Below are 26,600 nucleotides of genomic sequence, written 5' to 3'. Positions count from 1 at the left end.
ATTAGACGCTGGTCTTCACCATCAGGAAGGATGAAACCGATGAACACCCCCTCCCGCATTTTGACCGCCTTCGTCGCGACCGCTGCGCTTGCCGCCGTTACCACCGCCGATGCCCGGCAGGGCTCGTTCCGCGCCCGCGGTTCGAACGGCGTCGTCGCCGGCAGCGCCAGTCCCAAGGGCGGCGTGATCCGCGGCCGCGGCGCTGTACAGAACGGCGATGGATCGGTGACCACGCGCTCGGGCGGTGCGTTCCGCGGTGCCAATGGAAGCAAGGGCAGGCGCCAGTCGACGACGACGGTAAAACCCGACGGTTCGCTGACCCACAGCGGCAGCGCGTCGGCAACCGGCGCGCGCGGCACCTTCGACAGCAGCGGCGCCGTCGCGCGCGCAGCCGACGGAAGCTGGTCGGGCGGTCGTTCGACGAGCGCCACCAATTCGGCAACCGGCACCAGCTATTCTGGATCGACGACGATCGATCCCGCGACGGGCAAGCCTGTTCACAGCGGAACTTGCACCGACGCGTCGGGCGCCGTCATCCCCTGCCGTTAACCGGGGCCTCCCCCCTCCAGACCCACCCCGGTTGGGAGGGGCGTCCCCATCGCCCCTCCCGTAACGGCATCGAGACGCTATCAGGATATTTATGCGAATCAGGACTGTCTTGCCGCTTGCCGCCTTTGCGGCGTTTCTTCCGGCAATGGGTGCGCTGGCCGCGCCCGGCGGCGATTTCGAACGCGCTGCGCAGGAATTGCGCGACGCCGACCGCAATGGCGACGGCGCCGTAAGCCGCGCCGAGTTTCAGCACTATCGCGTCGGCCGCTGGGCGAAGATGGATCGCAACGGCGATGGCTATTTCAGCAGGGACGACTTGCCCGCGCTGGCGCGGTCGCGCTGGGATGGCGACCGCATGACGCAGCTGCGCCGCGATTTCGACAAGAATCGCGACGGTCGCATCTCGCGCGCCGAGTTCGTCGGCGGGCCGATGCCGATGTTCGATGCCGCCGACAGCAACCGCGACAATCAGGTCAGCAAGGCCGAACTGCAGGCGTTGGGGCAAAAGGCGAAAGCGCGGTAGCCCGACCTGCGGGCGCAATGGAAAAAAGGGCTGGCGCATCGCTGCGCCAGCCCTTTTTCGTTTGGCTTTTTCCGCTGGCTCAGAAGAGCTTGGTCACCGTCGCGCTGCGGCGTTCCTGCTCGACTTCGCCGGTGTAGAGGCTCACCATCGGTTCGTCGCTGACGACGTGGGTTTCCTCGGCACCGAAGCCATTGAACCGCGTCCGCATCGCGCAGCCATAGGCGCCGAGAATGCCGATCTCGATGAAATCGCCGGCCTTCACATCGGCCGGGAGATAGAAGGGGCCCGCCATATGGTCGAGGTCGTCGCACGTCGGGCCATAGAAGCTGAACGCCGTCATCTCGTCGCTCGCCGTCTCGCGGATCAGCGAAACGGGGAAGCGCCAACCGACATGCGCGGCATCGAACAGCGCGCCATAGGCACCGTCGTTGATGTAAAGCTCTTCGCCGCGGCGTTTTTCCACGCGCACGATCAGCGAGCTATATTCAGCCGACAGCGCGCGGCCCGGTTCGCACCACAGCTCGGCCGAATAGCTGATCGGCAGACTCTCGAAGCTGCGGTGGATCGTGTCGAAATAGGCGTCGAGCGGCGGAGGTTCCATGCCCGGATAGGACGACGGAAAGCCGCCGCCGACATCGATGATATCGACCGTCACCGCGGCCGCCACGATTGCCGCGCGCACACGTTCCATCGCCTGCGCATAGGCGTGCGGCGTCATCGCCTGGCTGCCGACGTGGAAGCAGATGCCCAGAGCATCGGCCGCCTGACGGGTCGCCATCAGCAGTTCGGCGACATCTTCGGGCTCGGCACCGAATTTGGCGGCGAGGCTCAGCTTCGAATGATCGGACGAGACGCGCAGACGGACGAGCAGGTTGAGATCCTGCGCGCCCTCGGTCGCGCGGACGATCTTTTGAAGTTCGTCCATCGTGTCGAGCGAGAAGGTGCGCACGCCATATTTGAAATAGGCTTCGTGGACGGCTTCTTCGGCCTTGACCGGGTGCATGAAACACAAGGTGGCGCCGGGCAGCGTGCGGGCAACGAGACGCACTTCCGCGATCGAGGCGACGTCAAAATGGGTGACGCCCGAATCCCACAGCACGCGCAGCAGATCGGGCGACGGATTCGCCTTGACCGCATACATGGTCGTGCCGGGAAATCGCTCGATGAAGAAACGCGCTGCGCGCCGCGCGGCGTGCGGGCGGACAAGCGTAACAGGTTCGACCGGCGAAAGTGCCTGAATCAGCCCGTGGGCGCTATGATGCTGGTGCAACTCAAGGGACCCCCAAAATTAACGTTAAACATCAAAGGCTGCCTTGCGGTTATTGGAAGTCCCCCTGGGGCAGCGGGGTGCGCATATATGGCGGGGGGTCCCCCCTGTAAAGACCCTTATCGGACCGCGCGTTAACTTCTGGCGTTCAACCGAGCCGCGCTTTGAAATCCTCATAGGAAAAGCGCCGTATCTCCGTCAGTTCGTCGCTCTCGCTATCCCACAGCCAGATAGATGGCAGCGGGACGCCGTTGAAGCTGTTCGTCTTCACCATCGAATAATGCGCCTGATCGAGGAAGGCGAAGCGCTGGCCGATGCGCGCGCCACCGGGCAGCCGGTAATCGCCGATCACGTCGCCGGCGAGACAGGACGGGCCGCCGAGCCGAACCGGCTTGCCCGTATCTTCCTCCCCCAGCATTGCGGGGCGATAGGGCGCCTCGATGACGTCGGGCATGTGGCAGGTTGCGGAAATGTCTGTGATGCCGATCGCCATGCCATTGTCGAACAGGTCGAGGATTTCGCCCACCAGGATACCCGCGTCGAGCGCGACGGCTTCGCCGGGTTCGATCATCACGTCGCAGTCGGTCGATGCGCGCACCTGCTTCAGGAAGGCGATTAGGTCATCCGTTTGATAGTCGGCGCGCGTCACATGGTGGCCGCCACCGAAATTGATCCATTTGAGCTGGTGGAAAAAGGGACGCAGCATCGGTTCGACCGCCGCCCAGGTGCGCGCGAGCGGAGGGAAATCCTGCTCGCACAGCGTGTGCATATGCACGCCATCCACGCCGTCCATATGTTCGGGCAAAAGCTGGCTGATCGGAAAACCGAGCCGGCTGCACGGCGCCGCGGGGTCATATTTGGGAACATCGCCTTCGCTATGCTGCGGATTGATGCGCAGCCCGACATCGAAGGTCACACCCTTGGCGCGCAATTCGGCGAGCAGCGGACGGAAGCGTGCAATCTGTCCCGGCGAATTGAAGATCAGATGATCGGACAGCGCCGCTATTTCGGGCAGATCCACTTCCTTGTAGCCTGCGCAATAGGTTGCAACCTCGCCGCCATATTCCTCGCGGCCGAGCTTGGCTTCGTAAAGCCCCGAGGCGCACACCCCGTCGAGATAGTGCGCAACCGTCGGGCCGAGCGGCCACATCGAAAAGGCCTTGAGCGCGGCAAGCACCCGCGCGCCCGACGCGTCGCCGATGTGGCGGAGGACCGACAGGTTCGCGCGAACCTTCGCTGCATCGACGACGAAGGCCGGTGAAGGGACGCGGTTTAGGTCAAAACGGGCGAAGGCTCCGGGGTCGCCGGCACGGGTTTCCATGATATCGTTCCTGTCAGGCCGCGATCGGCCCCTTGAAGATGAAAAAGGCGCCCGCCGCGATCAGTGAAAAGCCGACGAGATGATTCACCGTCAGCTTCTCGCCGAGCCAGAAGACCGCGAAGCCCGCAAAGATGATGAGCGTGATCACTTCCTGCAAGGTCTTGAGTTCGGCGGCGGTGTAGACGCTATAGCCGATCCGGTTCGCCGGAACGGCCAGGCAATATTCGAAGAAGGCCAGCCCCCAGGCGAGCAGCACCGCGAGCCAGATCGGCCGCGACGTGTCGCCGAGGTGGCCGTACCAGGCGAAGGTCATGAAGATGTTCGAGACGAACAGCAGGCCGATCGGCAGAAGATAGGCGATCATTTCTTCTCTTTCGTCAGCGGCAGCACGTCGTTCAGCAATGCGGCAAAGAAATGTCCCGGCTCCTCGACCATCGGCATATGCGCAGAATGTTCGAGCCACACGAGCGTCTTCGACGGCGCCTTGACCTGCGCGAACCAGTCGGCGGCGACCGGTGAAGGAACGGTATAGTCGTGGCGACCGAGCAGGAAGATCACCGGGACGTCCATCCTGTGCACACCCCGGAAGCTCACATCGGCAAGACGCGGCCACAGCGTCTTTACCGAAAATTCGCTGCCCTTGCCCCACGCCTGAACGTCGGCGGCGGAATATTCGGGCGAAAGCCGTGGGGTCTGGAAATAATATTTCAGATCGGGCTTGTTGTAGATCAGCGAGCCGTAGGGGATCGCATATTTGCGCCAGCCATCGGCTTTCTCGATCGTGAAGTTGCCCTGCGGATAGGGCGCGAGGCCGTCGATCGCTGCAACGGCCTCCTTGTTCCCGGCGGCCAGCGCCTTTGCACGTGTCCAGGCCATGCCGGCTTTCTCGCCCTCGCGAAAATCTATGCCTTGGCCGACGCCGACATAGGCGTAGAGCAGATCGGGGCGTTTGACCGCAACCGACAGGCCGACGATCGAGCCCCAACTGTGGCCCATCAGGACGACCTTGCGCTTGCCATAGCGTGTCTTCAGCAGTTCGATCAATTCGATGGCGTCGTCGCGGTAACGCTCGGGCGTCATCGTGGGCGCGAGCGCCACCGGATCGTTCAGCGGATAGCTGCGCCCGGCGCCGCGCTGGTCGTACTGGACGACCGTGAAAACGTCCTCCCACGGCCGCTGGAATGCCCATGCAAAAGGCATTTCGACGGCGCCGGGGCCGCCGTGAACGAAAACGAGAATCGGGTTGTCGCGGTCCGCGCCGCGCACGTTCACAACCTGCCGCGCGCCGCCCAGCGTCGCTTCGAACGTCTCCTGCACACCGTTCGGCGTGACGATCTTGCCGATGTCGGCAACAATGGCGCGCGCGGGAGCATAGGCGTCGTCGGTTTGGGCGGCAGCGGGGGCGACGCAGGCCGCGAGCAGAGCAAGTGCGGCTATTCGAAGTCTCATCGATTATCCAACCCTCGTCGTTCCCGCGAAAGCGGGAACCCAGTTCAGCCGTTGCTACCGGGTTCCCGCTGTCGCGGGAATGACGAAATTGAAAGACGTGGCGTCAGAAATCCAGCGGCGCGTCGAGTTCCTTCACCTGCCAGGGCAGGCCGTGCTTCATTAGCATGTCCATGAAGGGGTCGGGGTCCATCTGTTCCATGTTGAACACCCCCTTGCCGGACCAGGTGCCGGTGACCATCATCGCCGCGCCGATCATCGCGGGGACACCGGTCGTATAGCTGACCGCCTGATTGCCCGTCTCGGCATAGGCGTCTTCATGATCGCAGATATTGTAGAGATAGAGCGTCTTTTCCTTGCCGTCCTTGCCAAGGCCGGTTGCGATGACGCCGATATTGGTCTTGCCCTTCGTCGTCTCGCCGAGGCTCGACGGTTCGGGGAGAACGGCCTTCAGGAACTGCAGTGGGATGATTTCCTTGCCTTCATACATCACCGGGTCGATCCGCGTCATGCCGACATTCTGAAGCACGTTCAGGTGCTGGATATAGGCATCGCCGAAGGTCATCCAGAAACGGATGCGCTTGATCTCGGGCAGATGCGTTTTGAGGCTTTCGATTTCCTCATGATACATGAGGTACATATTCTTCGGGCCGACCGCCTCGAAGTCGAATTGCTGCTTCACCGACATCGGCGGTGTTTCGACCCAGTCGCCATTTTCCCAGTGGCGCGCGACCGCGGTCACTTCGCGGATGTTGATCTCCGGATTGAAGTTGGTCGCGAAATGCTGACCATGGTCGCCGCCGTTGCAGTCGAGGATGTCGAGCGTGTCGATGCGGTCGAAATGATGCTTGCGAAGCCAGGTCGTGAACACACTCGTCACCCCCGGGTCGAAGCCCGAACCGAGCAGCGCCATCAGGCCGGCGTCCTTGAACCGGTCGTGATAGGCCCACTGCCAGTGATATTCGAACTTCGCCTCGTCGCGCGGCTCGTAGTTGGCAGTGTCGAGATAGTGCGCGCCGGTCGACAGGCACGCCTCCATGATCGTGAGATCCTGATAGGGAAGGGCAAGGTTGACGACGTGCGTCGCTCCTACCGAGCGGATCAGCGCGGCGGTCGCGTCGATATGGTCGGCGTCGACCTCGGCGGTCTTGATCGTCACGCCGGTGCGTTCCTTGACCGATTCGGCGATCGCATCGCATTTGAACTTGCGGCGGCTGGCAAGGGTGATGTCGGGAAAGATGTCGGGATTCATCGCCATCTTGTGAACCGCAACCGATCCGACGCCACCGGCGCCGATCACCAGAACCTTGGTCATTCGAAAATCTCCTGTCGCGGCGATCATCGCCGCTTGTCTTGTATGCCGCGCCCTATAGGACGAAGCCATGACTCAGCAAAGCCCCGATCCCTTGCTCAGCACCGACCGTACGCCGAGCCTCGCCGGAGTGGAACGCGCGGCGGCCAAAGTCGCTGCACTCCTGCCGCAAACGCCGCTCCTGCCGCTTGATGTTGGCGGCCGAACGATATGGTGCAAGGCCGAATGCCTGCAACCGGTCGGCGCGTTCAAGATTCGCGGCGCGTGGCACCGGCTGACCGACCTCACCCCCGATCAGGCGGCGGCGGGCGTGGTTGGCGTATCGAGCGGCAACCATGCCCAGGGTGTCGCCTGGGCGGCGAAGCGGCTGGGGATCAAGGCGACGATTGTGATGCCAAGCAACGCGCCGCAGATGAAGCTCGCGGCAACACGCGCGCTCGGCGCGGACGTCGTGCTTTATGACCGCGTCACCGAATCGCGCGATGCGGTCGCCGCAAGGTTGCTCGACAAGCGCGGCGGCACGCTCGTCCATGCCTATGGGGACCCGTGGATCATCGAAGGGCAGGGGAGCGTGGGGATCGAGGCGCGCGCTCAGCTGGCCGCGCGCGGCATTGTGGGGCCCGACAAGGTCGTGGCCTGCTGCGGCGGCGGCGGTTTGTCGGCGGGACTGGCGCTCGCCTGTCCCGATGCCGAGATCGTCGCTGTCGAACCCGAAGGATGGGACGATGTAACCCGCAGCCTCGCCGCCGGCGAAATATTGTCGGTAGAGGATCTGGCGGCACCGACCGAATGCGACGCTTTGCAGACGCCGCAGACCTGGCCGATCAATTTTGCGGTGCTGCAGGCGCGCGGCGTGCGCGGCGTGGTGGTGACGCGCGATGAAGTGCGCCACGCGATGCGCGTTGCGTTCGAAAAGCTTCATCTTGTCGTCGAACCCGGCGGCGCGGCGGCGCTGGCGGCGATCCTTGCGGGGAAGGTCGAGCCGGGCGATGCGACGCTGGTGACCCTGTCGGGCGGTAATGTCGATCCGCAAAAATATGCCGAGATCATTGCCGGCTGAGCCATCAAGGATATTTGTCGGCGCTGGCGCGTTTATGAAGGCGAAGGAGACGCAAGATGACGAAGACCATGGTTCTGGCCAGCGCCGCGGCGATGGCCCTGCTCGCGGGTTGTCAGAAGGCCGAAGCGCCCGCCCCGACACAGACCGAAACGACCGAGGTTCCGGTCGAAACCGCAATGCCGGCTGATGCTGCTGACACCGCAGCCGAGAGCGATCCGGCTACTGCACCGCACCGCTTTGCCAGTTGGGCTGGAAAGTGGACGGGGGTAGAGGGCATGTACGTCACCATCACCCCGACCGAACCCGAGCATTACAAGCTGGAGATGCAATCCGATCTCGACACCAAGGGCACATATGACGGTTGGGACAGCGAGCATGGCATTAAGTTCAAGCGCGGCGACGAGGAATTGAGCCTGCATCGCGGCAACGGCGACGATACCGGCCTCAAATATCTGGCGGGCAAGAAAGAATGCCTGATCGTGAAAAGCGGCGAGGGCTATTGCCGCGACTAATTGGCCTCCATCCCGGCAGCCCGACCTCTGCCGGGATGTCGGGATAGGATCATAATTTTCGTCCGTGTCGCCGATTTGTCATCGAAACGACGCGGGAATCGCAACATAGGCTGCCATGCGCGGCCCCGGATACATTGCTTTTCCGGGAGACCATGACCGATGGCCAGCCAAGCAAACCGCAAGATCGCCACCGCCGTCGTCCGCGAGGATGCCGACCAGAAGCAGCGCCTGCTCGACCGCGCCTTTGCGCTAGCCTTCAAGGGTCTTGTCTATGCCCAGATATGGGAAGACCCGGTGGTCGACATGGAGGCGCTTGCGATCGAACCGGGCAACCGGATCGCGACGATCGCGAGCGGCGGCTGTAACGTCTTCTCCTATCTGACCGCCGACCCCGGCGAGATCGTCGCGGTCGATCTCAACACCGCGCATGTCGCGCTCAATCATCTGAAGCGCACGGCGGTTGAGCGTCTGCCTCATCATGCCAGCCTTCGCCGCTTTTTCGGCGATGCCGACAGCAAGGCGAATATCGCCGACTATCAGCATTATATCGCGCCGCATCTCGACGCGGTCAGCCGGGCTTATTGGGAGGGGCGCGATCTCGCGGGACGGCGCCGGATCGGGGGCTTCGCACGCGGGGTCTATCGGCGCGGCCTGCTCGGCAGTTTCATCAGCCTTGCGCATTTGGCGGCGCGGCTGAACGGCGTTGATCCGCGTGTGTTGCTGACCGCGGAAAGCGTCGCCGAACAGCGGGCAATCTTCGACGCGAAATTCGCGCCCTTTTTCGACCGCGGCTTCATTCGCTGGGTCACGGCACAGCGGTCATCTCTTTTCGGGCTCGGCATTCCGCCGGCGCAATATGATGCCCTGGCGGGCGGCAAGCCGATGGCCGACGTCCTGCGCGCGCGGCTCGAAAAGCTGGCCTGCGATTTCCCGCTCGCCGAAAATTATTTCGCCTGGCAGGCGTTCGGGCGCGGCTACGCCAAGGATGATAGGGCGCCGCTGCCGCCCTATCTTCAGGCCCGCCATTATGATGCGGTCAAGGCGCGGGCGGGGCGCGTGCGGATGCTCCACGCGAATATGACCGACATGCTGGCAGCGTCGGACGCCGCGAGCTTCGATCGTTATGTCTTCCTCGACGCGCAGGACTGGATGAGCAACGCGCAGCTTGCGGCGTTGTGGACCGAGGTTACGCGCACCGCGCGGCCGGGCGCGCGCGTGCTGTTCCGCACCGCGGCCGAACCCAGCCTGCTGCCGGGGCGCCTGCCCGACGATCTGCTGCGCCGCTGGGACTATCGGGCCGAGGAATCGGCGGGCTTCGCGCGCCGCGACCGCTCGGCGATATATGGCGGCGTGCATCTCTATGTGCTTCGGGACGCCGGCATATGAGCAGCCATGGGGCGTTGATGGACCGCGTCTATCGCGGTCAGCGCCACATCTATGATGCTACGCGCAAATATTATCTGCTCGGCCGCGATGCGCTGATCGCCGATCTGGCGCCGCCGGCGGGTGGCAGCGTGCTCGAGATCGGTTGCGGGACGGGCCGCAATCTGATCGCCGTCGGACGGGCATGGCCCGAGGCCGAGCTGTTCGGGATCGATATATCGGCGGCCATGTTGGAAAAGGCCAACGCATCGCTTGCAAAGGCCGCGATTGCGGCATCGCTCGTTCGGGGCGACGCGTGCGATTTCGACCCGGTGGCGCTGTTCGGTCGTCTTACCTTCGACCGCGTCTTCATCAGCTATGCGCTTTCGATGATCCCCGACTGGCGGGCGGCACTCGCCCAAGCGGCGCGCTGCGTCGCACCGGGTGGACGGCTTGAGATTGTCGATTTCGGCCAGCAGGACGAATTGCCCGGCCTGTGGCGCCGATTGCTGTTCGGCTGGCTGTCGCATTTTCACGTTGCGCCGCGCGCCGATCTGCCGATCGCGGTCGCGAACCTGGCGGGGGAGGCCGACGCCGCACGGGTCAACTGCGATCGGCTCTATCGTGGATATGCGATCCGCGCGGGCCTCGCGCGGCGCTGAAAAACTGCTATCCCCATGCGCGCAACAGGGGGAGAGTGGGCAATGGAGCAGGCAATCGTGACGGCGCAGCCCGGCGATGCAGCGGTTGTGGGCGAAACGCTGGCGCAGGCATTCCAGACCGATCCCGCCTTGTCGTGGATACTGCCGGACCCCGCCCATCGCGCGCGGGCCTTGCGCGGACTGTTCCGCACGCTCGTCCCCGCAGATATGCGCGCGGGCGTAGCGCTGCGATCCGATGCGGGCGAGGCGGCGGCGCTGTGGCGTGGGCCGGAACGAGCGCACAGCGGCGGGCTGGAATTCTTGCGCACGGTGCTGCCACTCATCGCAACCTTCGGCACGGCGCTCCCGCGCGGACTGAAGGTTCAGGGCAGCATCGACGCGCACCGGCCCAAAGGGCGCTTCTGGTATCTCCATTATGTTGGCGTGCGCCCCGATCATCAGGGAAAGGGGCACGGCGGGCGGATCATCCGGGCGCAGACGGCGGTGGCCGATGCCGATGGCCTTCCTTGCTGGCTGGAAACGGCGACGCCCGAGAATGTGCCGCTGTACGAGCGGCTTGGCTTCGTGATCGAGGCCGAATGGGACGTTGCGGGCGGCGGCCCCCATTTCTGGGGCATGATGCGGCAACCGGTCCTGACCTAGGCCTGGCGTCGCACGAAATTCTCATAGTCGGCGGCGTGTATGACAGGGAGTGTCGGCGCCGACGCGAGGTTCATCAGTCGCAACCGATACTGGGCAAGCGTCGCCGCGCGCTGAAGCTCGGTCATTCGCGATGGACCGTATACGATAAATGGTTCGATCACCTGAAAACCCGTGAACCGCAAAATTCCGTGATGGATCGGATAGAGTATGGGATCGATCGGGCCGTAGAGTCCGTCATCCGAATAGGGTGCCGCCCCGCCGCCGGTCGTAACCGACAGCATCGCTCGCCGCGGCGCCAGGCGCCCTTGGTCAAGCCATTTGCCGCCGCCATAGGCGACGCCCACGGCGAACACGCGGTCGATCCACCCTTTCATGATTGCCGGCATTCCCAGCCACCAGATGGGGAATTGAAAGATTACCGTGTCGGCCCACAGCAATTTGTCCATCTCTGCGCGCAGGTCGCTTGAGAAACTGCCGGCGGATGCGGCGAAACGCTCTTCGGCCTGCTGATCGTATCGCTCCGGATTGGCGCGTATCCTGAAATTGCGTCGATCCGATACCGGATCCCACTCCATGGCATAGAGGTCGGACACGATCAGTTCGTGACCGATTGTCGGCAATAATGCGCGGGCGCTATCGGTTAGCGCGCCGTTGAAGCTGCGGGGTTCAGGGTGGGCGTGGACGATCAGGATGCGCATGGCCGTCATTCGGCGCCTGCGGCTCCAACGTTACAGAGGGCTCTCGAAAGGCGGGGCGCTTGCGATCAGTCGTCGAAGCCGACGAAGCGCACCGCCTCGTCGATGTTCTTGCGGTTCGATACCACGGCATTGGCGGGAAACGCCTCGTCGGGCCAGCCCATGGCGACGCAGATCATGATGACCTGATCGTCGAGGATTTGCGCATGTTCGCGCACGACCGGGCTTTGCATTATCCCCTGGCTGTTGATGACGCACCCCAGGCCACGCGACCAGGCGGCGTTGACCAGCGCATTGGTCACCGCCCCGCAATCGAAAGGCGCGATATCGCTGCCGAGCAGCACCCGGTCATAGGTGACGACGATGCTGACCGGCGCGTCGAATTGGCGAAAGCCGCGCAGCACCCAATCCTGCCGCGCGTCCTTGTCGTCGCGCGCGATCCCCATCGCTCCGAAGAGCTGCTTGGCGATTTCGATCTGCCGGAAGCGATGCTCCTCGGCGATGCCGTCGAAACGCCGAAACTCTCGGCTGTCCGGCTTGCCGGCAAGAATACCTTCGGTGTTGCCCCGGCGGATTTCGGCGAGCGCGTCGCCGGTGACGACCGAGAAATTCCAGCACTGGTTGTTGAACGACGAGGGCGCGCGCATCGCGACGCCGAGGATTTCGGCGATCAGTTCGCGCGGAACGGGCTTGTCGAGAAAGCCGCGGATCGAGCGGCGACCGCGAACGACCGCGTCATACGCTTCGACTTGCGTCACGCGGCGATTTTGAATTCGAGTTCGAGCCGGCCCCAGATTTCGACCAGCGCCTGCGTCAGCTCGCGCATCATCGCTTCGTCATGCGCCGGGCCGGGCGTGAAGCGCAGGCGTTCGGTGCCGCGCGGCACGGTCGGGAAATTGATCGGCTGCACATAGACGCCATATTCGGCGAGCAATATGTCGCTGATCTTCTTTGCGCGCACCGGATCGCCGACCATCAGCGGGACGATGTGCGTCACCGAATCCATGACCGGCAGGCCGGCATCGCGGAAGCATCGCTTAAGGTAAGCTGCGGCGGCCTGCTGCGCATCGCGTTCCTCGCTCGACCCCTTGAGGTGACGGACGCTGGCGAGCACGCCGGCAACGAGCACCGGCGACAGGCTGGTTGTGAAGATGAAGCCCGGCGCGTAGCTGCGGATCACATCGACGATATTCTTGTCGGCAGCGATATAGCCGCCCATCACGCCGAATGCCTTGCCCAGCGTGCCTTCGATGATGGTTACGCGGTGCGCGGCTTCGTCGCGTTCGGTGATACCGCCGCCGCGCGGGCCGTACATGCCGACTGCATGGACCTCGTCGCAATAGGTGAGGGCGTTATATTTGTCGGCAAGGTCGCAGATCGCGTGGATCGGGGCGACGTCGCCGTCCATCGAATAGACGCCTTCGAACGCGATCAGCTTCGCCGCGTCGGGATCGTCGGCGGCGAGCAGTTCTTCGAGATGCGCGAGGTCGTTGTGGCGCCAAACGCGCTTTTCGCAGCCCGAATTGCGGATACCCGCAATCATCGAGGCGTGATTGAGTTCGTCCGAATAGATGATGCAGTTCGGGAGCAGCTTGCCGAGCGTGCCGAGCGTCGCTTCGTTCGAGATATAGCCCGAGGTGAAGAGCAGCGCGCCTTCCTTGCCGTGCAAATCGGCGAGTTCGGCTTCGAGATCGATGTGATAGTGGGTGTTGCCGCCGATGTTGCGCGTGCCGCCCGATCCGGCGCCGACGTCGTGCAGCGCCTCTTCCATCGCGGCGATGACCTTCGGGTGCTGGCCCATCGCGAGATAGTCGTTCGAACACCAGACGGTGATCGGCTTCGGCCCGTTATGCCCCGCAAAGCAGCGCGCGTTGGGGAAGGCCCCCTTGTTGCGCAGAATATCGATAAACACGCGGTAACGGCCTTCTTCGTGAAGGCGGTCGATGGCCCGGGCGAAAATATCGTCGTAGTTCACTTGCATGCCCCGCAGTTTCGGGTGCGCGGCCCCCGCCGGCGCGATAACCGGGCGGCAATACGCGCGATTTTCCGTGAAATCCAGTGCGAACGATTCGCAGATCTGGGTCAAATTGTCTCAATTCGCCCGATGCCATAAGGCGCCAGCGCGGCCAGCGGCGGGGGCAGGCGATCGTCGCTGCGCGTGAAGACCGCGATGCCGGGCGCCGCCGTCTGGGGCCACGCCTGCCCTTGGGTGAGGTGCGCGATCCGCCGCGCGATCCCTGCAGCGCCGTCGATGAGCGTGACGCCGGGTCCGGCCGCCGCCTGCAATTCGTCCTGCAGCAGCGGGAAGTGGGTGCAGGCCAGGACGATGACGTCGATGGCACCGCCGCCCGCCTGATCGGTCAGCCCGGCGAGCGCGCGTGCAATCGCGGCGGGATCGACCGGTTCGCCGCGCAGCTTGCTCTCGGCAGCGGTGACGAGTTCGGGGCTGCCGTGGCGGAGCACGATTTTGTCGCGCGCGAATTTGGCGCTGAGGTCATCGACATAGGGCTGCCGCACCGTCGCCTCGGTCCCCAGCACGCCGATCACGCCGCTGCGCGTCAGTTCGGACGCCGGCTTGATCGCGGGCACGGTTCCCACGATCGGCAGATCGAGTGCTGCGCGAACATGCGCGAGCGCGATGGTCGAGGCGGTGTTGCAGGCGATAACGGCGAGCCGGGGATGGTAGCGTTCGACCAACCGGCCGAGCAGCGCCGGCACGCGTGCCGCGAGTTCGGCGTCGCTTTTCTTGCCATAGGGCAGGCCGGCGTAGTCGGCGGCATAGACTATCGGCGCGGTCGGCAGCAGCGCACGCGTCGGTCCGAGGACGGTCAACCCGCCAAGGCCGCTGTCGAAAAAGAGAATAGGCGCGTCGGGCGCGGGAGTCTGCATGCGAGCCGGTTAGCATGCGCCCGCCCGGCGTCAATCCGGTCCTTTGCGGCGTCCAGATTCATCGAATCCATTGATTGCCCGCTGCAACATCGCCACAATATTCCCGAACCAACGCCCGGGAGCGCCATGACCATCTTATTGTTGACCGCCGCCGGCTATCTGCTCGGCTCGATTCCGTTCGGCGTCCTGCTGACGCGCGCGTTCGGCGCCGGCGATCTGCGGCAGATCGGATCGGGCAATATCGGCGCGACCAACGTGCTGCGCACCGGACGCAAGGAACTCGCCGCGGCGACGCTGATCCTCGACGGCGCGAAGGGCGCGGTCGCGGTGCTGCTCGCGCGTCATTTCGTTCCCCAGCTCGGCGATCATGCTGCGATGATCGCGGGTGCGGCGGCGATGATCGGTCATTGCTATCCAGTCTGGCTGAAGTTTCGCGGCGGCAAGGGGGTTGCGACACTGCTCGGCCTCGCGCTGGCGCTCGCCTGGCCGGTCGGGCTGGTGTTCGCAGCTGTGTGGCTGGGGACTGTGTTGCTGCTGCGCATTTCGTCGCTCGGCGGGATGGCGGGAGCGGTCGCGGCGCCGGTCGCGGCGCTTGCCTTCGGCTATCCGGTCTATGCAGTCGGCCTCGCCGGGCTGGCGGTGATCGTGCTGTGGCGCCACCGGGAGAATATCGCGCGGCTGCGCGCCGGAACCGAACCGCGCGTCGGCGCAAAGAAGGGCGCTGCGTGACGCACCCAGAGCGGTCGGCGCGGATCCGGCTGATCCGCACGCCGCATGTCGTGACCAGCCGGCTCGGCCCGCCGCCGGTGGCGACCGACGCGATCGTTCGCCAGCCGGGACATCCCGCCGCGTCGGTGCAACCGGTCCTGCTCGAACTCGAACGCGCCGGGGGGCTGGCGCGGCATATGGGCCCGCGGGGGGCGCTGCTTTAGGGTCCGCAACGGCTCGGCGCGGTTCAGCCACGGTTCAGCGGCGCGGCGACAGGCTGATGATATTGTATCACATGCGGGGAGTTGGGTGATGCGGAACAGGTTTCTGACAGGTGTGACATTAACGGCGCTGCTGGCCTCCGGCCCGGCGCCCTTGCCGATCATGGCGGCGCAAGCGGCGGCGCCCGGCTGGAATGACGGCTTTTGCCGCAATGCCGAGCCGCTGCCGCAGCTCGATCCCGAAACGCGGCCGCGGCCCGTTCCCGCCGCGGGCGGCAAGGGTGGACGCTATGACAGTGTGGCACCGGTGATGGCCGCGCCGCCGCCACCGCCGCCGCCTGCGCCGCCACCACCGCCGATGATGGCGCCGGCTGCCGAAGCGGCATCGCCGCCGGCGAGCGACGTCGTCGTCACCGGCTCGCGCAGTGACGCCAGCGCCGGTGCAGCCGAGCCCGTCGCCATGGAAAAGGGATCGTCGGCCGATTTCGATCGCGCGCCGGGCGCCGTGATGCCGCCGCGTCCCTATCCGCAGCCGCAGCCGCAGTCGGGCATCCTGACCGCCGGCGAGCATGACGATCTGCTCAATCCGGAACTTTACGCGGCCTATGTCGGTCGCAGCAATCTGGGCCAGCAGATCCGCGATCTTCCGCGCGTCGATACGATGCGCGTGGTCACCGTGAAGGTGAACGACCGCAACGGGCAGCCCATTCCCTTCGCCGATGTCGTGGTGACGTGCAGCGACGGCAACAGCATCACCATGGCGACGCAGGCCGACGGCGGCGCAGTCTTCTTTCCGGGGCTCGACCGGTTGAGCGAGCGCATTACGGTGTCGGCGCGCCAGGGCGGACGGACGATTGCCGACGCGCGTCCGGTGCTCGTCGCCGATGCGCCGGGCGGCCAGCTTGTCGGCCTGACCGCTAACCAGATGGCGGCGAAGGCCACCAAGCTCGATCTGATGCTGGTGATCGACACGACCGGCAGCATGGGCGACGAGATCCGCTATCTTCAGTCCGAACTGCGTTCGATCATCAATGCGATCACGACGCGGCACCGCGATCTCGACATCCGTGTCGGCTTTGTCTTCTACCGCGACCTCGGCGATGATTATGTGACGCGCACTATCGGCTTCGACCGCGATATCGGCCGCGCGCAAGGCGTGCTGGCGCAGCAGGACGCGAACGGCGGCGGCGACTATCCCGAAGCGATGGATCAGGCGATGATCCGCGCGGTGGGGCAATCCTGGCGTCCTGATGCGGTCAAATCGCTGCTGCTCGTCGCCGATGCGCCGCCGCACGACGACAAGTTCGGGCGCACCTGGGCCGCCGCCGAAGCGGCTCGCGCCAAGCGGATCCATATCACCCCGGTCGCCGCTTCGGGCGTTGCGGACGAGGCCGAATATGCGATGCGCGCAATGGCCGCAGCAACGCAGTCGCGCTACCTCTTCCTGACCGACGACAGCGGCGTGGGCAATCCGCACGCACCGCCGGCGATCGACTGCTATCTCGTGACCCGGCTCGACGCGCTGGTGCGCCGGGTGATCGACAGCCAGATCAGTGGCCGCCGCATCGAACCCGACAAGGACGAGGTGATCCGCAGCGTGGGGCAATATGACGGCGGCAAATGCGTACTGCCTGCCGACTTCAAATGGGACAGCAACTGACGCTTGGACGTCAGCCATTGACACCCTCCTGCATCTGACCGATGCAGGGGTGTGGGTTGCGTCGGGAAATCTCCCGTCGCTGGTCCGATTCCGGCCGCGGGAGGTCGGAGGTTTGTTTTCATGAAAAAATTGCTGTCGGCCATCGCCCTTGCGGCGATGCTGTTTCAGCCTGTCGTCGTCGCTGCGAAGGATCAGGAACCCGTCAAGATTTCGGGGCCGGCCAATGCAAGGGGCGTGACGACGGTAACGATCGGTGCCTTCAATGTCGGCTTCATCTTTGAGTCTACGGACCAGATCAAGAAGACGGGTGGTCTGATGGGTGCCTTTGGCGGCACCACAAAGGCCAAGAGCGAACTGGTCGGCGTCACGCCTGAGATGATGCAGGCCATCACCGATGCCGCCTATGCCGATTTCGTGTCGCAGCTGGGTGCGCGCGGTTATGTCGTTCAATCCGCCGCCGACCTGTTCGATCATGCGGCGCTTGCAAAGACCAAGTCGCTGGAAGCGCCGCTCGATGTCAATATTGCGCTCGAGAAGGGTAGCAAGGGCAAGGCAACCTATTACAAGCCGAGTGCGCTCCCGTCGCTGTTGATGATCCCGGGGGACTTTACGGGTTCCGGAATGAGCAGCATGGGGATCAATATGTTGGCAGGGCAGGCGAATATGGCCCTGTCAAACTATGCCAGGCAAACAGGTGTTGGCGTGATTGATGTCGTCTATCTTATCGACTTTTCGGATCAGAAGCGCCCGGGCTTTTTCAGCTTCGGCGGCGGGGTCAATGTAAACAGCGGCCTGTCTGTCAGCGCGGATTATTCGCGAATGACGCTTATTGCGCCCTCGGGCAAGCAGGCTGTCATAACGGTCAAGGCCCCAATTGGCGTCGAAGGCGAGTTCATCGACAAGAGCGATGCGTCGACCGGTACAGAAAAGGCCGTGCAATCGGCTGCCAATGTTGCAGGCGGCCTTGCAGCGGCGGCGAACATCGGCCTGCCGATGTTCGGCAAAACGCGTAAATTCCAGTTCACTGCAAAGCCAGGAAATTATGAGGAGGGCGCGGCGAAAGCAGCGAGCCTGGCAAACGAATTGCTGCTCGGAAGACTTGGCGCATTGCGTTGATCCCCGACGGCGGGCGCTCTATTTCCCCTCTTGACGGAAGGGATCGGCGCCCGCCACCCTCGCGCGTACGTACGTAAGAGTTTTCGGGGAAACGAATTTTCGATGCAATTGGTGATTGTGGAATCGCCCGCCAAGGCGAAGACGATCGAGAAATATCTCGGCCGTGATTTCAAGGTGCTGGCCAGCTATGGCCACGTCCGCGACCTGCCGCCCAAGGACGGCTCTGTCGATCCGGATGACGGTTTTTCGATGGAGTGGCAGCTCTATCCGGACAAGGCGAAGCGGCTGAAGGATATTCAGGATGCCGCGAAGCAGGCCGACCGTCTGATTCTCGCGACCGACCCCGATCGCGAGGGCGAGGCGATCAGCTGGCACGTGCAGGAATTGCTGCGCCAGAAAAAGGCGCTGCCGCAAAAGGTTGACCGCGTGACCTTCAACGCGATCACCAAGCAGGCGGTGACCGATGCGATGGCGCATCCGCGCGGTCTCGACGACGATCTGATCGACGCGTACCGCGCGCGCCGCGCGCTCGATTATCTCGTCGGTTTCACCCTCTCGCCGGTGCTGTGGCGCAAGCTGCCCGGTGCCAAATCCGCGGGCCGCGTCCAGTCGGTGGCGCTGCGCCTCGTCGTCGAACGCGAACGCGAAATCGAAGCCTTTGTTGCGCAGCAATATTGGTCGATCACCGGCCAGTTCGAAATGGGCGGCACGCCGTTCAAGGCGCGGCTCGCGCGCTGGCGCGGCGACAAGATCGAGCGCTTGACGATCACCAACGAGGCCGATGCGCGCGCCGCCGAAGCCGATGTGAAGGCGGGCCATTTCACCGTCGACAGCGTCGAAACCAAGCCGCTGACGCGCAATCCGCCGCCGCCCTTCACGACCTCGACCCTGCAACAGGAAGCCGCGCGCAAGCTCGGTTTCTCGGCCAGCCACACGATGCGGGTTGCGCAGGATCTCTACGAGGACGGCGCGATCACCTACATGCGTACCGACGGCGTTCAGATGGACGGCAGCGCGATAAGCGCCGCGCGGCGGGCGATTGCTGACCGCTACGACGGGGGCTATGTTCCCGATCAGCCGCGCCAGTATCAGACCAAGGCGAAGAACGCGCAGGAAGCGCACGAGGCGATCCGTCCGACCGATTTTGGCAAGGACAAGGTCGGCGGCGGCGATCATGCGCGCCTCTACGATCTGATCTGGAAGCGTGCGCTGGCGAGCCAGATGGCCTCGGCGCGGCTCGAACGCACGAGCATCGATCTGAGCGACGGCACCGGCAAGACAATGCTCCGCGCGACAGGTCAGGTTGTGAAATTCCCCGGCTTCCTGGCGCTCTATGACGAAAGCCGCGACGACAGCGCCGACGATGAGGATGCGCGCTTGCTTCCCGCGATGGCAAAGGGCGATGCACCCGCCAAGACCGGCGTCGAGGTCGAAGCCCACGAGACGCAGCCGCCGCCGCGCTATTCGGAAGCGAGCCTGGTCAAGAAGATGGAGGAACTCGGCATCGGGCGCCCGTCGACCTATGCCTCGATCCTTCAGGTGCTCAAGGACCGCGCCTATGTGCGCGTCGAAAAGAACCGCTTCCTGCCGGAAGAGAGCGGGCGATTGCTCACCGCTTTCCTCGAACGCTTCTTCGGCCGCTATGTCGAATATGATTTCACCGCGGGCCTCGAAGAAGAGCTCGACGACGTGTCGGGCGGCCGCGCCCAGTGGCAGGCGGTACTCGAACGCTTCTGGCGCGACTTCAAGCCGCGCACCGGCGAGGTGATGGAGCAGAAGCCGTCGGAAATTACCGCGGCGCTCGACGAGTTTCTCGGCCCCTATCTCTTCCCCGACAAGGGCGACGGCAGCGATCCGCGCGTCTGCCCGAATTGTGGCACCGGGCGGCTCGCGCTGCGCGGCGGGCGCTTCGGTCCGTTCATCGCGTGCAGTAACTATCCTGAGTGCAAATTCACGCGAAAATTCGCGCAGCCGGGCGGCAGCGACGGCGCCGACAGCGGCCCCGAAACGCTGGGTACCGATCCCGAAAGCGGGCTCGAGGTGACGAAGCGCAGCGGCCGGTTCGGACCTTATATCCAGCTCGGCGATGGCAAGGAGGCGAAGCGCTCGTCGATCCCGAAGGACATTCCGGCCGAGGATTTCGATCTGGACTATGCGCTGCGGCTCCTGAGCCTGCCGCGCGACGTCGGGACGCATCCCGAAAGTGGCAAGCCGATCGTCGCGGGACTGGGGCGCTATGGTCCCTATCTGCTCCATGACGGCAAATATGCGAAGCTGACCGGCACCGCCGAAATCTTCGACATCGGCATGAACGCGGCGGTGGCGCGTATCGCCGATGCGGCGAATGGCGGCGGCCGCGGCGCGCGCGCCAAGGCCGAGCCATTGAAGACTTTCGGCCCGCACCCGACGAGCGGCGGCGAAATGAAGCTGATGGCCGGACGTTTCGGGCCTTATGTGACCGACGGCACGACCAACGCCACGCTGCCCAAGACGGTCGAGCCCGACGCGCTGACTGTCGAGGAAGCTGTCGCCCTGATCGACGCCCGCGCCGCGAAGGGACCGGCGAAGGGCAAGAAGAAGACGCCCGCGAAGAAGGCTGCGGCCAAAAAGCCGGCCGCAAAGAAGGCGCCGGCAAAGAAGAAGGCCGCGAAGGACGCGTGATGTTGCTTGGGCGACCGGCCCAAGCTCCATCGCCTATCCCGCGCAGGGCTGGTCGGCGGCGCGGAAGTCGTGCTGGGCGACGTCGTCGTGTCGAACGAGGCGGATTTTCGATCCGCTATGGCAATGCGCGTTGGCGGGAAGCGCGACGGTCGCCTGCTGCAGGCTGTTGACGCGCACGACGGCCTCCTCCGGCTTGCCGGGCGGCGTTTCAATCCGCATGACCTCGCCGGCGACCAGATGATCCTTGCCGCTGCTCGCGAAACGATCGCGCTCGATGACGAGCGCGATCAGCACCGCGATGAGCAGATAGGCCTGCCAATAGCGGAAGACCGCTCGGAACCGGTCGCCGGGGGTGTTGAAGGGATCGTGCGCCATTTCGCCGTTCAATCGACCCAGTCGAGGCCCATGTCGCGATAGACGCCGCGGTCTTCGTCCCAATTTTCCTTGACCTTAACGTGCAGGAAAAGATGGACCTTGCGGCCCATCAGTTCGGCAAGTTCGGCGCGGGCCTTTGCGCCAATTTCCTTGATTCGGGAGCCGCCCTTGCCAAGCACGATGGCGCGCTGGTTGTCGCGCGCGACAAAAATCTGCTGGTGGATTTCGGCGCTGCCGTCGGGGCGGGTCTTGAACAATTCGGTCTCGACCGTCGACTGATAGGGCAATTCCTCATGGAGCTGGCGATAGAGCTGCTCGCGCGTGATCTCGGCCGCGAGCATCCGTTCGGGCGCGTCGCTGACCTCGTCCTCGGGGAAATGCCACGGCCCCTCGGGCATCAGCGCGGCGAGATGCGCCTTGAGCTCGGGCACGCCGTCGCCGCTGCTCGCCGCGATGAAGAAGGTTTCGTCGAAGGCGAGCCGGGCGTTGAGCTCGGTCGCGATGGTGAGCAGCTTGTCCTTCTTGGTCAGGTCGACCTTGTTCAGCACCAGATATTTCTTCTCGGGCCGGTTCGCGACTCCTTCCAGCACGCGTTCGACGCGGCCCGTCAGCTTGGCCGCGGCGTCAACCATGACAAGGATGGCCTCGGCTTCCTCGAGGCTGCCCCACGCCGCAGCGACCATCGCGCGGTCGAGCCGGCGGGTGGGCGCGAAGATGCCCGGCGTGTCGATCAGGATGATCTGCGTGTCGCCGTCCATCGCGACGCCCATCAGGCGGGTGCGCGTCGTCTGCGCCTTGGGGCTGACGATGGCGACCTTCTGGCCGACAAGGGCGTTGACGAGGGTCGATTTGCCGGCGTTCGGTGCGCCGACGACCGCCACGAAACCGCAGCGCTGGGTCATTTCACGTCTTCCTGGGTCAAGATTTCAAGCAGGGCGGTGGCGGCCGCCTTCTCGGCAGCCTGCTTGGACGGGCCGTCGCCTTCGGCCTCGGCGAGCTTGCCGATCGCGACGGCGACGCGGAAGCGCGGGGCGTGGTCGGGGCCGTCGCGGCGGACGAGGCGATATTCGGGGGGCTTGCGCTTGCGCGCGAGCGCCCATTCCTGAAGCGCCGCTTTGGGATGTTTGGGCGCGGCGACCTGGCCTTCGATCATGCTGCCCCAATTGCGGACGATGAATGCCCGCGCGGCGTCCTGGCCAAGGTCGAGCCACAGCGCGCCGATCAGCGCTTCGAGCACGTCAGCGGCGATATTGTCGCTATACCGCCCGCCATCGCCGATCGCCTGCGCGCCGAAGCGGACATGCGCGGTAAGTTCGAGCGCCTGCGCAATCCGTGCGCAGGTTTCGCCCGACGCGAGCGCGTGCAGTCGCGACGATAACTCACCCTCGGCAGCCTTCGGAAAGCGGGCGAACAATTCGGACGCAATGACCAAGCCGAGCACGCGGTCGCCGAGAAATTCCAGCCGCTGATAATCACCCGCACCGCTGCTGCCGTGGGTCAGCGCCTCGCGGTAGAGGCCAAGGTCGCGGGGCGTTGCGCCGGTAATGGCGGCAAGCGTTTCCGCGGATACACCTTCGTTCAAAAGCCTTCCCCGGCGCGGCTCCAGCGGGCGGCGGTGAACCAGCTGATCGGGTTGAGCCAGCTTGCCGACCCGTCGGTCGAGAACATCGTCACCAGCGCATGGCCGACCAGATTTTCCTCGGGCACCAGGCCAATGCCCTGACCTTCGACGGCGGGGAAGCGGCTGTCGGCACTGCGGTCGCGATTATCGCCCATCAGGAACAGATGGCCGGGGGGCACCGTAACGGGCGCTGTATTATCCTCGGGGATCGAGGTGATATCGAGGATGGCGTAGCTCTTGCCGCTGGGCAGCGTTTCCTTGAAGCGCTTGTAGCGGCACTGACGCTGGCCGTTCGCGCCGATCTCTTCGAACTCGGGCGAATAGCAGGGCAGGGTGCCGTTGGCGCGCGAGGCGTCGATCATATTCTGCGTCACCGGAATGACGAAATCGGCCATCGGTTCGCGCTTCAGCGGCTTGCCGTTCAGCCAGACGATGCCGTCCTTAACCTGGATCGTGTCGCCGGGCAGGCCGATCACGCGCTTGATATAGTCGTTGTCGTTGACCGGCGGCGCCTTGAACACGACAACGTCGCCGCGATCGGGCGTACGCGCGAAAATACGGCCGGGGATCAGCGGCACGCTGAACGGCAGGCTGTATTTCGAATAGCCGTAAGCCATCTTGTTCACGAGCAGATAGTCGCCGATCAGCAGGCGCGGCTGCATCGATTCCGACGGAATGTTGAAGGGCGACAGAAAGAAGCTGCGAAAGATCAGCACCGCGATCGCGAGCAGCGCGAGAAAACGGATCGTGTCGACCGCCTCTTCCTTGGCGGATACGGGTGCGGGTTCGGGCGTCGCGGGGGCGGGATTTTCGGCGGGGATGCTGGCGTCGGTCATGGGGGCGCATTGACGGTGAATAGGTCTGCGCGTCAAGTAAATATCGGCGGATGACGCTGGCGTACGAGCGGTGGCGCGCTTATGAAACGGGCGAACATCTCCATCCCCGTTCGCATCGAGCGTAGTCGAGATGCCCATCGGCCGTTCGCGCCTTGGGGTGTCTCGACTTTGCCCGACACGAACGGACCTTAGAAGGAAGTTTTCGATGACCACCTCCTCCGAAGCGTGGCAGGCGCTCTCCGCGTGGCAACCGCAAACAATCGCCGACCTGATCGCCGCCGATCCGGAGGCGCGGCTTCAGATGCTCGTTCGCAACGTCGCTGACATTCGCTTCGACTTCGCAAAGACGCATCTCGATGGCGAGGCGCTGGCGATCCTTTCGACGCTTGCCGAAGCGCAGGATTTTGCCGGCCGCCGCAAGACGCTTTTCGCGGGCGGCATCGCCAACCCGACCGAAGACCGTGCTGCAGAGCACAGCGCCGAGCGCGGCGAAGGGGCGCCCGAGTCCGTCCATGTCGCGCAGGCATTGCATCAGCGGATGCGGATGCTGATCGACGCGATCGAGGCCGATGCGTTCGGCGAAATCCGCCATTTGCTCCACATCGGCATCGGCGGCTCGGCGCTTGGCCCCGACCTGTTGATAGATGCGCTGGGGCGGCATGGCTCGCGCTACGACGTCGCCATCGTCTCGAATGTCGATGGGGCCGCGCTCGCCGAAGTCTTCGCCAAATTCGATCCAGCCTATACGCTTGTCGCGGTCGCGTCGAAGACCTTCACGACGACCGAGACGCTGCTCAACGCGGCCTCGGCGCTTCAATGGCTGGAGGAAGCGGGCGTCGATGATCCGGTCGGCCGTTTCATTGCGCTGACCGCCAATCCCGAACGCGCGGTCGAATGGGGTATCGACGAAACGCGCATCCTGCCGTTCAGCGAAACCGTCGGCGGGCGCTATTCGCTCTGGTCGTCGATCGGCTTTCCGGCGGCGCTGGCGCTCGGCTGGGACGCTTTTCAGGACATGCTCGAAGGCGCGGCGGAGATGGACCGCCATTTCCGGCTCGCCGACGGCGCCGACAATATCTGCCTGCTCGCCGCTTTCGCCGACCAGATTTACGCCAACCGGCTGGGCTGCCAGACCCGCGCAGTTTTTGCCTATGACGAACGGTTGCGGCTGTTGCCCGCCTATCTGCAACAGCTCGAAATGGAATCGAACGGCAAGCGCGTGACGCTCGACGGCGCGCCGCTCGCACAGCAGAGCGCGCCGATCACCTGGGGCGGCGTCGGCACCGACGCCCAGCACGCGGTATTCCAGCTTCTGCATCAGGGCACGCATCTGACCCCGGTTGAATTCGTCGTCGCGCGCGAGCCCGATCATATCCTTGACGATGCCCACCACGAGACGCTGGTCGCGAACTGCATCGCGCAGGGCGCGGCGTTGATGACCGGCCGTGCGAGCGAGGACGGCGCGCGCGCCTATCCCGGCAACCGTCCATCGACGACGATCCTGCTCGAACAGGTGACGCCGCATAGTCTGGGTGCGCTGATCGCCTTCTACGAACATCGCGTTTTCGCCAACGCCGTGCTGCTCGGCATCAATCCCTTCGATCAGTTCGGGGTCGAGCTAGGCAAGGAAATGGCGAAGGGCCTTGCCGAAGGAACGGTGCAATTCGATCCGGCCACCGAAGCGCTGATGCAGGCCGCGCTGGGGGACTAGGCGATCAGGCTAATCCAAATATTCGATTGGCAAGACGGCGCGGCGTAACCACATAGGTCCTCGCCGCGAATGTCAGCGACGATTGCCAGGGGTGTTTCATGAGCGATTTCGACTATGACCTGTTTGTCATCGGCGCCGGGTCGGGCGGCGTTCGCGCGAGCCGGGTCGCGGCGTCGCACGGCGCGCGGGTCGCGGTCGCCGAAGAGTATCGCGTTGGCGGCACCTGCGTCATTCGCGGCTGCGTGCCCAAGAAGCTGCTCGTCTACGGCGCGCATTTTGCCGAAGATCTGAAGGACGCGCGGCATTTCGGTTGGGACGTTCCCGATTGCCATTTCGACTGGCAGCGGCTGCGCGACAATGTGCTCAGCGAAGTCACGCGTCTCGAAGGTCTCTACGGTCAGACGCTCGACAATCACAAGGTTACGCTGCTCAAAACGCGCGCGACAATCGTCGGTCCGCAAAAGGTGCGGCTCGCCGACGGGATCGAACTCACCGCCGAACGCATCCTGGTGGCGACCGGCGGCTGGCCGTTCGTTCCCGAATTTCCGGGCAGCGAGCATGCGATCACCTCGAACGAGGTGTTTCATCTCGACAGCCTGCCGAAGCGTGTGGTGATCGCCGGCGGCGGCTATATCGCCAACGAATTTGCGGGTATCTTCAACGAATTCGGCAGCAAGGTGACGATCGTCAACCGCGGCGACGCGATCCTGCGCGGCTATGACGAGCAGATCCGCGACCGCCTGCTCCAGATTTCGATGACCAAGGGGATCGAATTCCGTTTCAATGCGCCGTTCAAGTCGATCGAGAAGCAGGACGACGGATCGCTGATGGTCCATCTCGACAATTGCGATCCGATCGCGGCCGATGCCGTGCTCGTCGCGACCGGACGGGTACCGAACACAAAGGGCTTGGGTCTGGAAGCGGCGGGTGTCGAGCTCGACAAGGTTGGCGCGGTCAAGGTCGATGACAATAACCAGTCGTCGGTGGCGAGCATCTACGCCGTCGGCGACGTGACCAATCGCATCCAGCTGACGCCGGTGGCGATCCGCGAGGGGCAGGCGTTCGCCGACAGCGTCTTCGGCGGCAAGCCGACGACCGTCGATTATGCCAATGTCCCGAGCGCGGTGTTCAGCCATCCGCCGATCGGCGCGGTCGGGATGACCGAGGCAGAGGCACGCAACAAGCTGGGCGCTGTGCGCATCTACACCAGCGATTTCCGGGCGATGAAGAATGTCCTTGCCGGCCGCAACGAACGGGCGCTGTACAAGATGGTCGTCAATGCGGCGACCGACCAGGTCGTCGGCCTTCACATGATCGGTCCCGACGCGCCCGAAATTTTGCAGGCCGCCGCCGTCGCCGTGAAGGCGGGGCTGACGAAAGCCGACTTCGACGCCACGGTTGCCCTGCACCCCAGCATGGCCGAGGAACTGGTGCTGCTGAAATAAGCGGCG

At 64.4% G+C, this 26,600-nt stretch carries 27 protein-coding genes; 14 read left to right on the top strand and 13 right to left on the bottom strand.

Going from position 1 to position 26,600, the window contains the following annotated elements:
* Positions 1-39: 39 nt before the first annotated feature.
* Positions 40-549, top strand: a complete 510-nt coding sequence (locus ACT17R_RS00560; protein ID WP_444808786.1) for a hypothetical protein — start codon at positions 40-42, stop codon at positions 547-549.
* 91 nt (positions 550-640) lie between these two features.
* The gene (locus tag ACT17R_RS00555; RefSeq protein WP_062902610.1) at positions 641-1,072 is read left to right on the top strand and encodes an EF-hand domain-containing protein; all 432 of its coding nucleotides are present in this window, start codon (positions 641-643) and stop codon (positions 1,070-1,072) included.
* Positions 1,073-1,151: 79 nt separating this feature from the next.
* Here the strand turns inward: ACT17R_RS00555 and ACT17R_RS00550 are convergent, their stop codons facing one another.
* The 5 genes from ACT17R_RS00550 to ACT17R_RS00530 all read right to left on the bottom strand — a co-directional run bounded on the left by ACT17R_RS00550 (position 1,152) and on the right by ACT17R_RS00530 (position 6,421).
* Positions 1,152-2,342, bottom strand: coding sequence for a type III PLP-dependent enzyme (locus ACT17R_RS00550; protein ID WP_062902609.1), 1,191 nt, complete (start codon positions 2,340-2,342; stop codon positions 1,152-1,154).
* A 145-nt stretch (positions 2,343-2,487) separates the two neighbouring features.
* Positions 2,488-3,660 carry a carboxynorspermidine decarboxylase gene (locus ACT17R_RS00545; protein ID WP_444808785.1) on the bottom strand — a complete coding sequence of 391 codons (1,173 nt, stop codon included), beginning with the start codon at positions 3,658-3,660 and terminating at the stop codon, positions 2,488-2,490.
* Between the two features lie 13 nt (positions 3,661-3,673).
* A complete protein-coding gene (locus ACT17R_RS00540; protein ID WP_444808784.1) occupies positions 3,674-4,024 on the bottom strand; it encodes a DMT family protein in 351 nt (116 codons plus the stop codon).
* A complete protein-coding gene (locus ACT17R_RS00535) occupies positions 4,021-5,109 on the bottom strand; it encodes an alpha/beta fold hydrolase (RefSeq protein WP_062902607.1) in 1,089 nt (362 codons plus the stop codon). Before ACT17R_RS00535 ends, ACT17R_RS00540 begins: the two co-directional genes overlap by 4 nt.
* Positions 5,110-5,212: 103 nt before the next feature.
* On the bottom strand, positions 5,213-6,421 hold the full coding sequence (locus ACT17R_RS00530) for a saccharopine dehydrogenase family protein (protein ID WP_444808783.1): 1,209 nt from the start codon (positions 6,419-6,421) through the stop codon (positions 5,213-5,215).
* Positions 6,422-6,488: 67 nt separating this feature from the next.
* Here ACT17R_RS00530 and ACT17R_RS00525 point away from each other — a divergent pair, with 67 nt between their 5' ends.
* The 5 genes from ACT17R_RS00525 to ACT17R_RS00505 all read left to right on the top strand — a co-directional run bounded on the left by ACT17R_RS00525 (position 6,489) and on the right by ACT17R_RS00505 (position 10,656).
* Complete coding sequence (locus ACT17R_RS00525; protein WP_444808782.1) at positions 6,489-7,478, top strand: threonine ammonia-lyase; 990 nt, start codon at positions 6,489-6,491, stop codon at positions 7,476-7,478.
* A gap of 56 nt (positions 7,479-7,534) precedes the next feature.
* Positions 7,535-7,990 (top strand): hypothetical protein, encoded by a 456-nt coding sequence (locus ACT17R_RS00520; RefSeq protein WP_263588779.1) that lies wholly within the window; start codon positions 7,535-7,537, stop codon positions 7,988-7,990.
* 159 nt (positions 7,991-8,149) lie between these two features.
* The gene (locus ACT17R_RS00515) at positions 8,150-9,376 is read left to right on the top strand and encodes a DUF3419 family protein (RefSeq protein WP_444808781.1); all 1,227 of its coding nucleotides are present in this window, start codon (positions 8,150-8,152) and stop codon (positions 9,374-9,376) included.
* Positions 9,373-10,014, top strand: coding sequence for a class I SAM-dependent methyltransferase (locus tag ACT17R_RS00510; RefSeq protein ID WP_444808780.1), 642 nt, complete (start codon positions 9,373-9,375; stop codon positions 10,012-10,014). Before ACT17R_RS00515 ends, ACT17R_RS00510 begins: the two co-directional genes overlap by 4 nt.
* Positions 10,015-10,056: 42 nt before the next feature.
* Positions 10,057-10,656, top strand: coding sequence for a GNAT family N-acetyltransferase (locus ACT17R_RS00505; protein WP_062902601.1), 600 nt, complete (start codon positions 10,057-10,059; stop codon positions 10,654-10,656).
* Here the strand turns inward: ACT17R_RS00505 and ACT17R_RS00500 are convergent.
* The 4 genes from ACT17R_RS00500 to murI all read right to left on the bottom strand — a co-directional run bounded on the left by ACT17R_RS00500 (position 10,653) and on the right by murI (position 14,240).
* Positions 10,653-11,363 carry an NAD(P)H-dependent oxidoreductase gene (locus tag ACT17R_RS00500; protein ID WP_444808779.1) on the bottom strand — a complete coding sequence of 237 codons (711 nt, stop codon included), beginning with the start codon at positions 11,361-11,363 and terminating at the stop codon, positions 10,653-10,655. The genes ACT17R_RS00505 and ACT17R_RS00500 overlap by 4 nt on opposite strands.
* A gap of 56 nt (positions 11,364-11,419) precedes the next feature.
* Positions 11,420-12,109: a nitroreductase family protein gene (locus ACT17R_RS00495; RefSeq protein ID WP_444808778.1), complete on the bottom strand. Its 690-nt coding sequence runs from the start codon at positions 12,107-12,109 to the stop codon at positions 11,420-11,422.
* Positions 12,106-13,326 (bottom strand): 5-aminolevulinate synthase, encoded by a 1,221-nt coding sequence (gene hemA / locus ACT17R_RS00490; protein WP_062903231.1) that lies wholly within the window; start codon positions 13,324-13,326, stop codon positions 12,106-12,108. Before hemA ends, ACT17R_RS00495 begins: the two co-directional genes overlap by 4 nt.
* Before the next feature lie 107 nt (positions 13,327-13,433).
* Positions 13,434-14,240 carry a glutamate racemase gene (gene murI, locus ACT17R_RS00485; RefSeq protein ID WP_062902598.1) on the bottom strand — a complete coding sequence of 269 codons (807 nt, stop codon included), beginning with the start codon at positions 14,238-14,240 and terminating at the stop codon, positions 13,434-13,436.
* A gap of 126 nt (positions 14,241-14,366) precedes the next feature.
* On the opposite strand from murI, the gene plsY reads away from it, so the two are divergent.
* The 5 genes from plsY (at position 14,367) to topA (ending at position 20,606) form a co-directional block, all read left to right on the top strand.
* A complete protein-coding gene (gene plsY / locus ACT17R_RS00480; RefSeq protein ID WP_186402061.1) occupies positions 14,367-14,969 on the top strand; it encodes a glycerol-3-phosphate 1-O-acyltransferase PlsY in 603 nt (200 codons plus the stop codon).
* Positions 14,966-15,172, top strand: a complete 207-nt coding sequence (locus tag ACT17R_RS00475) for a DprA-like winged helix domain-containing protein (protein ID WP_234178773.1) — start codon at positions 14,966-14,968, stop codon at positions 15,170-15,172. Before plsY ends, ACT17R_RS00475 begins: the two co-directional genes overlap by 4 nt.
* An 88-nt stretch (positions 15,173-15,260) precedes the next feature.
* Positions 15,261-16,829 carry a VWA domain-containing protein gene (locus ACT17R_RS00470; RefSeq protein ID WP_186402059.1) on the top strand — a complete coding sequence of 523 codons (1,569 nt, stop codon included), beginning with the start codon at positions 15,261-15,263 and terminating at the stop codon, positions 16,827-16,829.
* 51 nt (positions 16,830-16,880) lie between these two features.
* Positions 16,881-17,945 carry a hypothetical protein gene (locus tag ACT17R_RS00465; protein WP_444808777.1) on the top strand — a complete coding sequence of 355 codons (1,065 nt, stop codon included), beginning with the start codon at positions 16,881-16,883 and terminating at the stop codon, positions 17,943-17,945.
* Positions 17,946-18,047: 102 nt separating this feature from the next.
* Positions 18,048-20,606, top strand: a complete 2,559-nt coding sequence (gene topA / locus ACT17R_RS00460) for a type I DNA topoisomerase (RefSeq protein ID WP_186402057.1) — start codon at positions 18,048-18,050, stop codon at positions 20,604-20,606.
* A 33-nt stretch (positions 20,607-20,639) separates the two neighbouring features.
* Here topA and ACT17R_RS00455 read toward each other — a convergent pair whose 3' ends face one another.
* The 4 genes from ACT17R_RS00455 to lepB are packed head-to-tail and all read right to left on the bottom strand — an operon-like array spanning position 20,640 to position 23,438.
* Complete coding sequence (locus ACT17R_RS00455; RefSeq protein WP_444808776.1) at positions 20,640-20,981, bottom strand: hypothetical protein; 342 nt, start codon at positions 20,979-20,981, stop codon at positions 20,640-20,642.
* 8 nt (positions 20,982-20,989) lie between these two features.
* Entirely contained in the window at positions 20,990-21,883 is an 894-nt protein-coding gene (gene era, locus ACT17R_RS00450) for a GTPase Era (protein ID WP_062902591.1), read from the bottom strand.
* Complete coding sequence (gene rnc, locus ACT17R_RS00445; RefSeq protein WP_186402055.1) at positions 21,880-22,563, bottom strand: ribonuclease III; 684 nt, start codon at positions 22,561-22,563, stop codon at positions 21,880-21,882. The genes era and rnc overlap by 4 nt, the downstream gene beginning before the upstream one ends.
* The gene (lepB, locus tag ACT17R_RS00440) at positions 22,560-23,438 is read right to left on the bottom strand and encodes a signal peptidase I (RefSeq protein ID WP_186402054.1); all 879 of its coding nucleotides are present in this window, start codon (positions 23,436-23,438) and stop codon (positions 22,560-22,562) included. Before lepB ends, rnc begins: the two co-directional genes overlap by 4 nt.
* A 205-nt stretch (positions 23,439-23,643) precedes the next feature.
* On the opposite strand from lepB, the gene pgi reads away from it, so the two are divergent.
* Positions 23,644-25,149 (top strand): glucose-6-phosphate isomerase, encoded by a 1,506-nt coding sequence (gene pgi / locus ACT17R_RS00435; RefSeq protein ID WP_186402053.1) that lies wholly within the window; start codon positions 23,644-23,646, stop codon positions 25,147-25,149.
* A 98-nt stretch (positions 25,150-25,247) separates the two neighbouring features.
* A complete protein-coding gene (gene gor / locus ACT17R_RS00430; protein WP_186402052.1) occupies positions 25,248-26,594 on the top strand; it encodes a glutathione-disulfide reductase in 1,347 nt (448 codons plus the stop codon).
* Positions 26,595-26,600 lie beyond the last annotated feature (6 nt).

The sequence above is a fragment of the Sphingopyxis sp. Q841 genome, from assembly GCF_052384365.1.
In the GTDB taxonomy this organism is placed as follows: Bacteria; Pseudomonadota; Alphaproteobacteria; order Sphingomonadales; family Sphingomonadaceae; genus Sphingopyxis; species Sphingopyxis terrae_A.
The sequence above is the reverse complement of the archived record's forward strand: the minus strand, read 5'-3'. Positions and strand labels throughout refer to the sequence as shown.

Excerpts from the sequence above, each read along its gene's own strand:
- ACT17R_RS00455 (WP_444808776.1), bottom strand. The coding sequence starts at position 20,981 with ATGGCGCACGATCCCTTCAACACCCCCGGCGACCGGTTCCGAGCGGTC.
- era (WP_062902591.1), bottom strand. The coding sequence starts at position 21,883 with ATGACCCAGCGCTGCGGTTTCGTGGCGGTCGTCGGCGCACCGAACGCC.
- ACT17R_RS00500 (WP_444808779.1), bottom strand. The coding sequence starts at position 11,363 with ATGACGGCCATGCGCATCCTGATCGTCCACGCCCACCCTGAACCCCGC.
- topA (WP_186402057.1), top strand. The coding sequence starts at position 18,048 with ATGCAATTGGTGATTGTGGAATCGCCCGCCAAGGCGAAGACGATCGAG.
- ACT17R_RS00510 (WP_444808780.1), top strand. The coding sequence starts at position 9,373 with ATGAGCAGCCATGGGGCGTTGATGGACCGCGTCTATCGCGGTCAGCGC.
- ACT17R_RS00535 (WP_062902607.1), bottom strand. The coding sequence starts at position 5,109 with ATGAGACTTCGAATAGCCGCACTTGCTCTGCTCGCGGCCTGCGTCGCC.
- pgi (WP_186402053.1), top strand. The coding sequence starts at position 23,644 with ATGACCACCTCCTCCGAAGCGTGGCAGGCGCTCTCCGCGTGGCAACCG.
- ACT17R_RS00470 (WP_186402059.1), top strand. The coding sequence starts at position 15,261 with ATGCGGAACAGGTTTCTGACAGGTGTGACATTAACGGCGCTGCTGGCC.
- ACT17R_RS00555 (WP_062902610.1), top strand. The coding sequence starts at position 641 with ATGCGAATCAGGACTGTCTTGCCGCTTGCCGCCTTTGCGGCGTTTCTT.
- ACT17R_RS00525 (WP_444808782.1), top strand. The coding sequence starts at position 6,489 with ATGACTCAGCAAAGCCCCGATCCCTTGCTCAGCACCGACCGTACGCCG.
- ACT17R_RS00540 (WP_444808784.1), bottom strand. The coding sequence starts at position 4,024 with ATGATCGCCTATCTTCTGCCGATCGGCCTGCTGTTCGTCTCGAACATC.
- gor (WP_186402052.1), top strand. The coding sequence starts at position 25,248 with ATGAGCGATTTCGACTATGACCTGTTTGTCATCGGCGCCGGGTCGGGC.
- ACT17R_RS00520 (WP_263588779.1), top strand. The coding sequence starts at position 7,535 with ATGACGAAGACCATGGTTCTGGCCAGCGCCGCGGCGATGGCCCTGCTC.
- ACT17R_RS00515 (WP_444808781.1), top strand. The coding sequence starts at position 8,150 with ATGGCCAGCCAAGCAAACCGCAAGATCGCCACCGCCGTCGTCCGCGAG.
- ACT17R_RS00505 (WP_062902601.1), top strand. The coding sequence starts at position 10,057 with ATGGAGCAGGCAATCGTGACGGCGCAGCCCGGCGATGCAGCGGTTGTG.
- ACT17R_RS00545 (WP_444808785.1), bottom strand. The coding sequence starts at position 3,660 with ATGGAAACCCGTGCCGGCGACCCCGGAGCCTTCGCCCGTTTTGACCTA.
- ACT17R_RS00560 (WP_444808786.1), top strand. The coding sequence starts at position 40 with ATGAACACCCCCTCCCGCATTTTGACCGCCTTCGTCGCGACCGCTGCG.
- plsY (WP_186402061.1), top strand. The coding sequence starts at position 14,367 with ATGACCATCTTATTGTTGACCGCCGCCGGCTATCTGCTCGGCTCGATT.
- murI (WP_062902598.1), bottom strand. The coding sequence starts at position 14,240 with ATGCAGACTCCCGCGCCCGACGCGCCTATTCTCTTTTTCGACAGCGGC.
- ACT17R_RS00530 (WP_444808783.1), bottom strand. The coding sequence starts at position 6,421 with ATGACCAAGGTTCTGGTGATCGGCGCCGGTGGCGTCGGATCGGTTGCG.
- lepB (WP_186402054.1), bottom strand. The coding sequence starts at position 23,438 with ATGACCGACGCCAGCATCCCCGCCGAAAATCCCGCCCCCGCGACGCCC.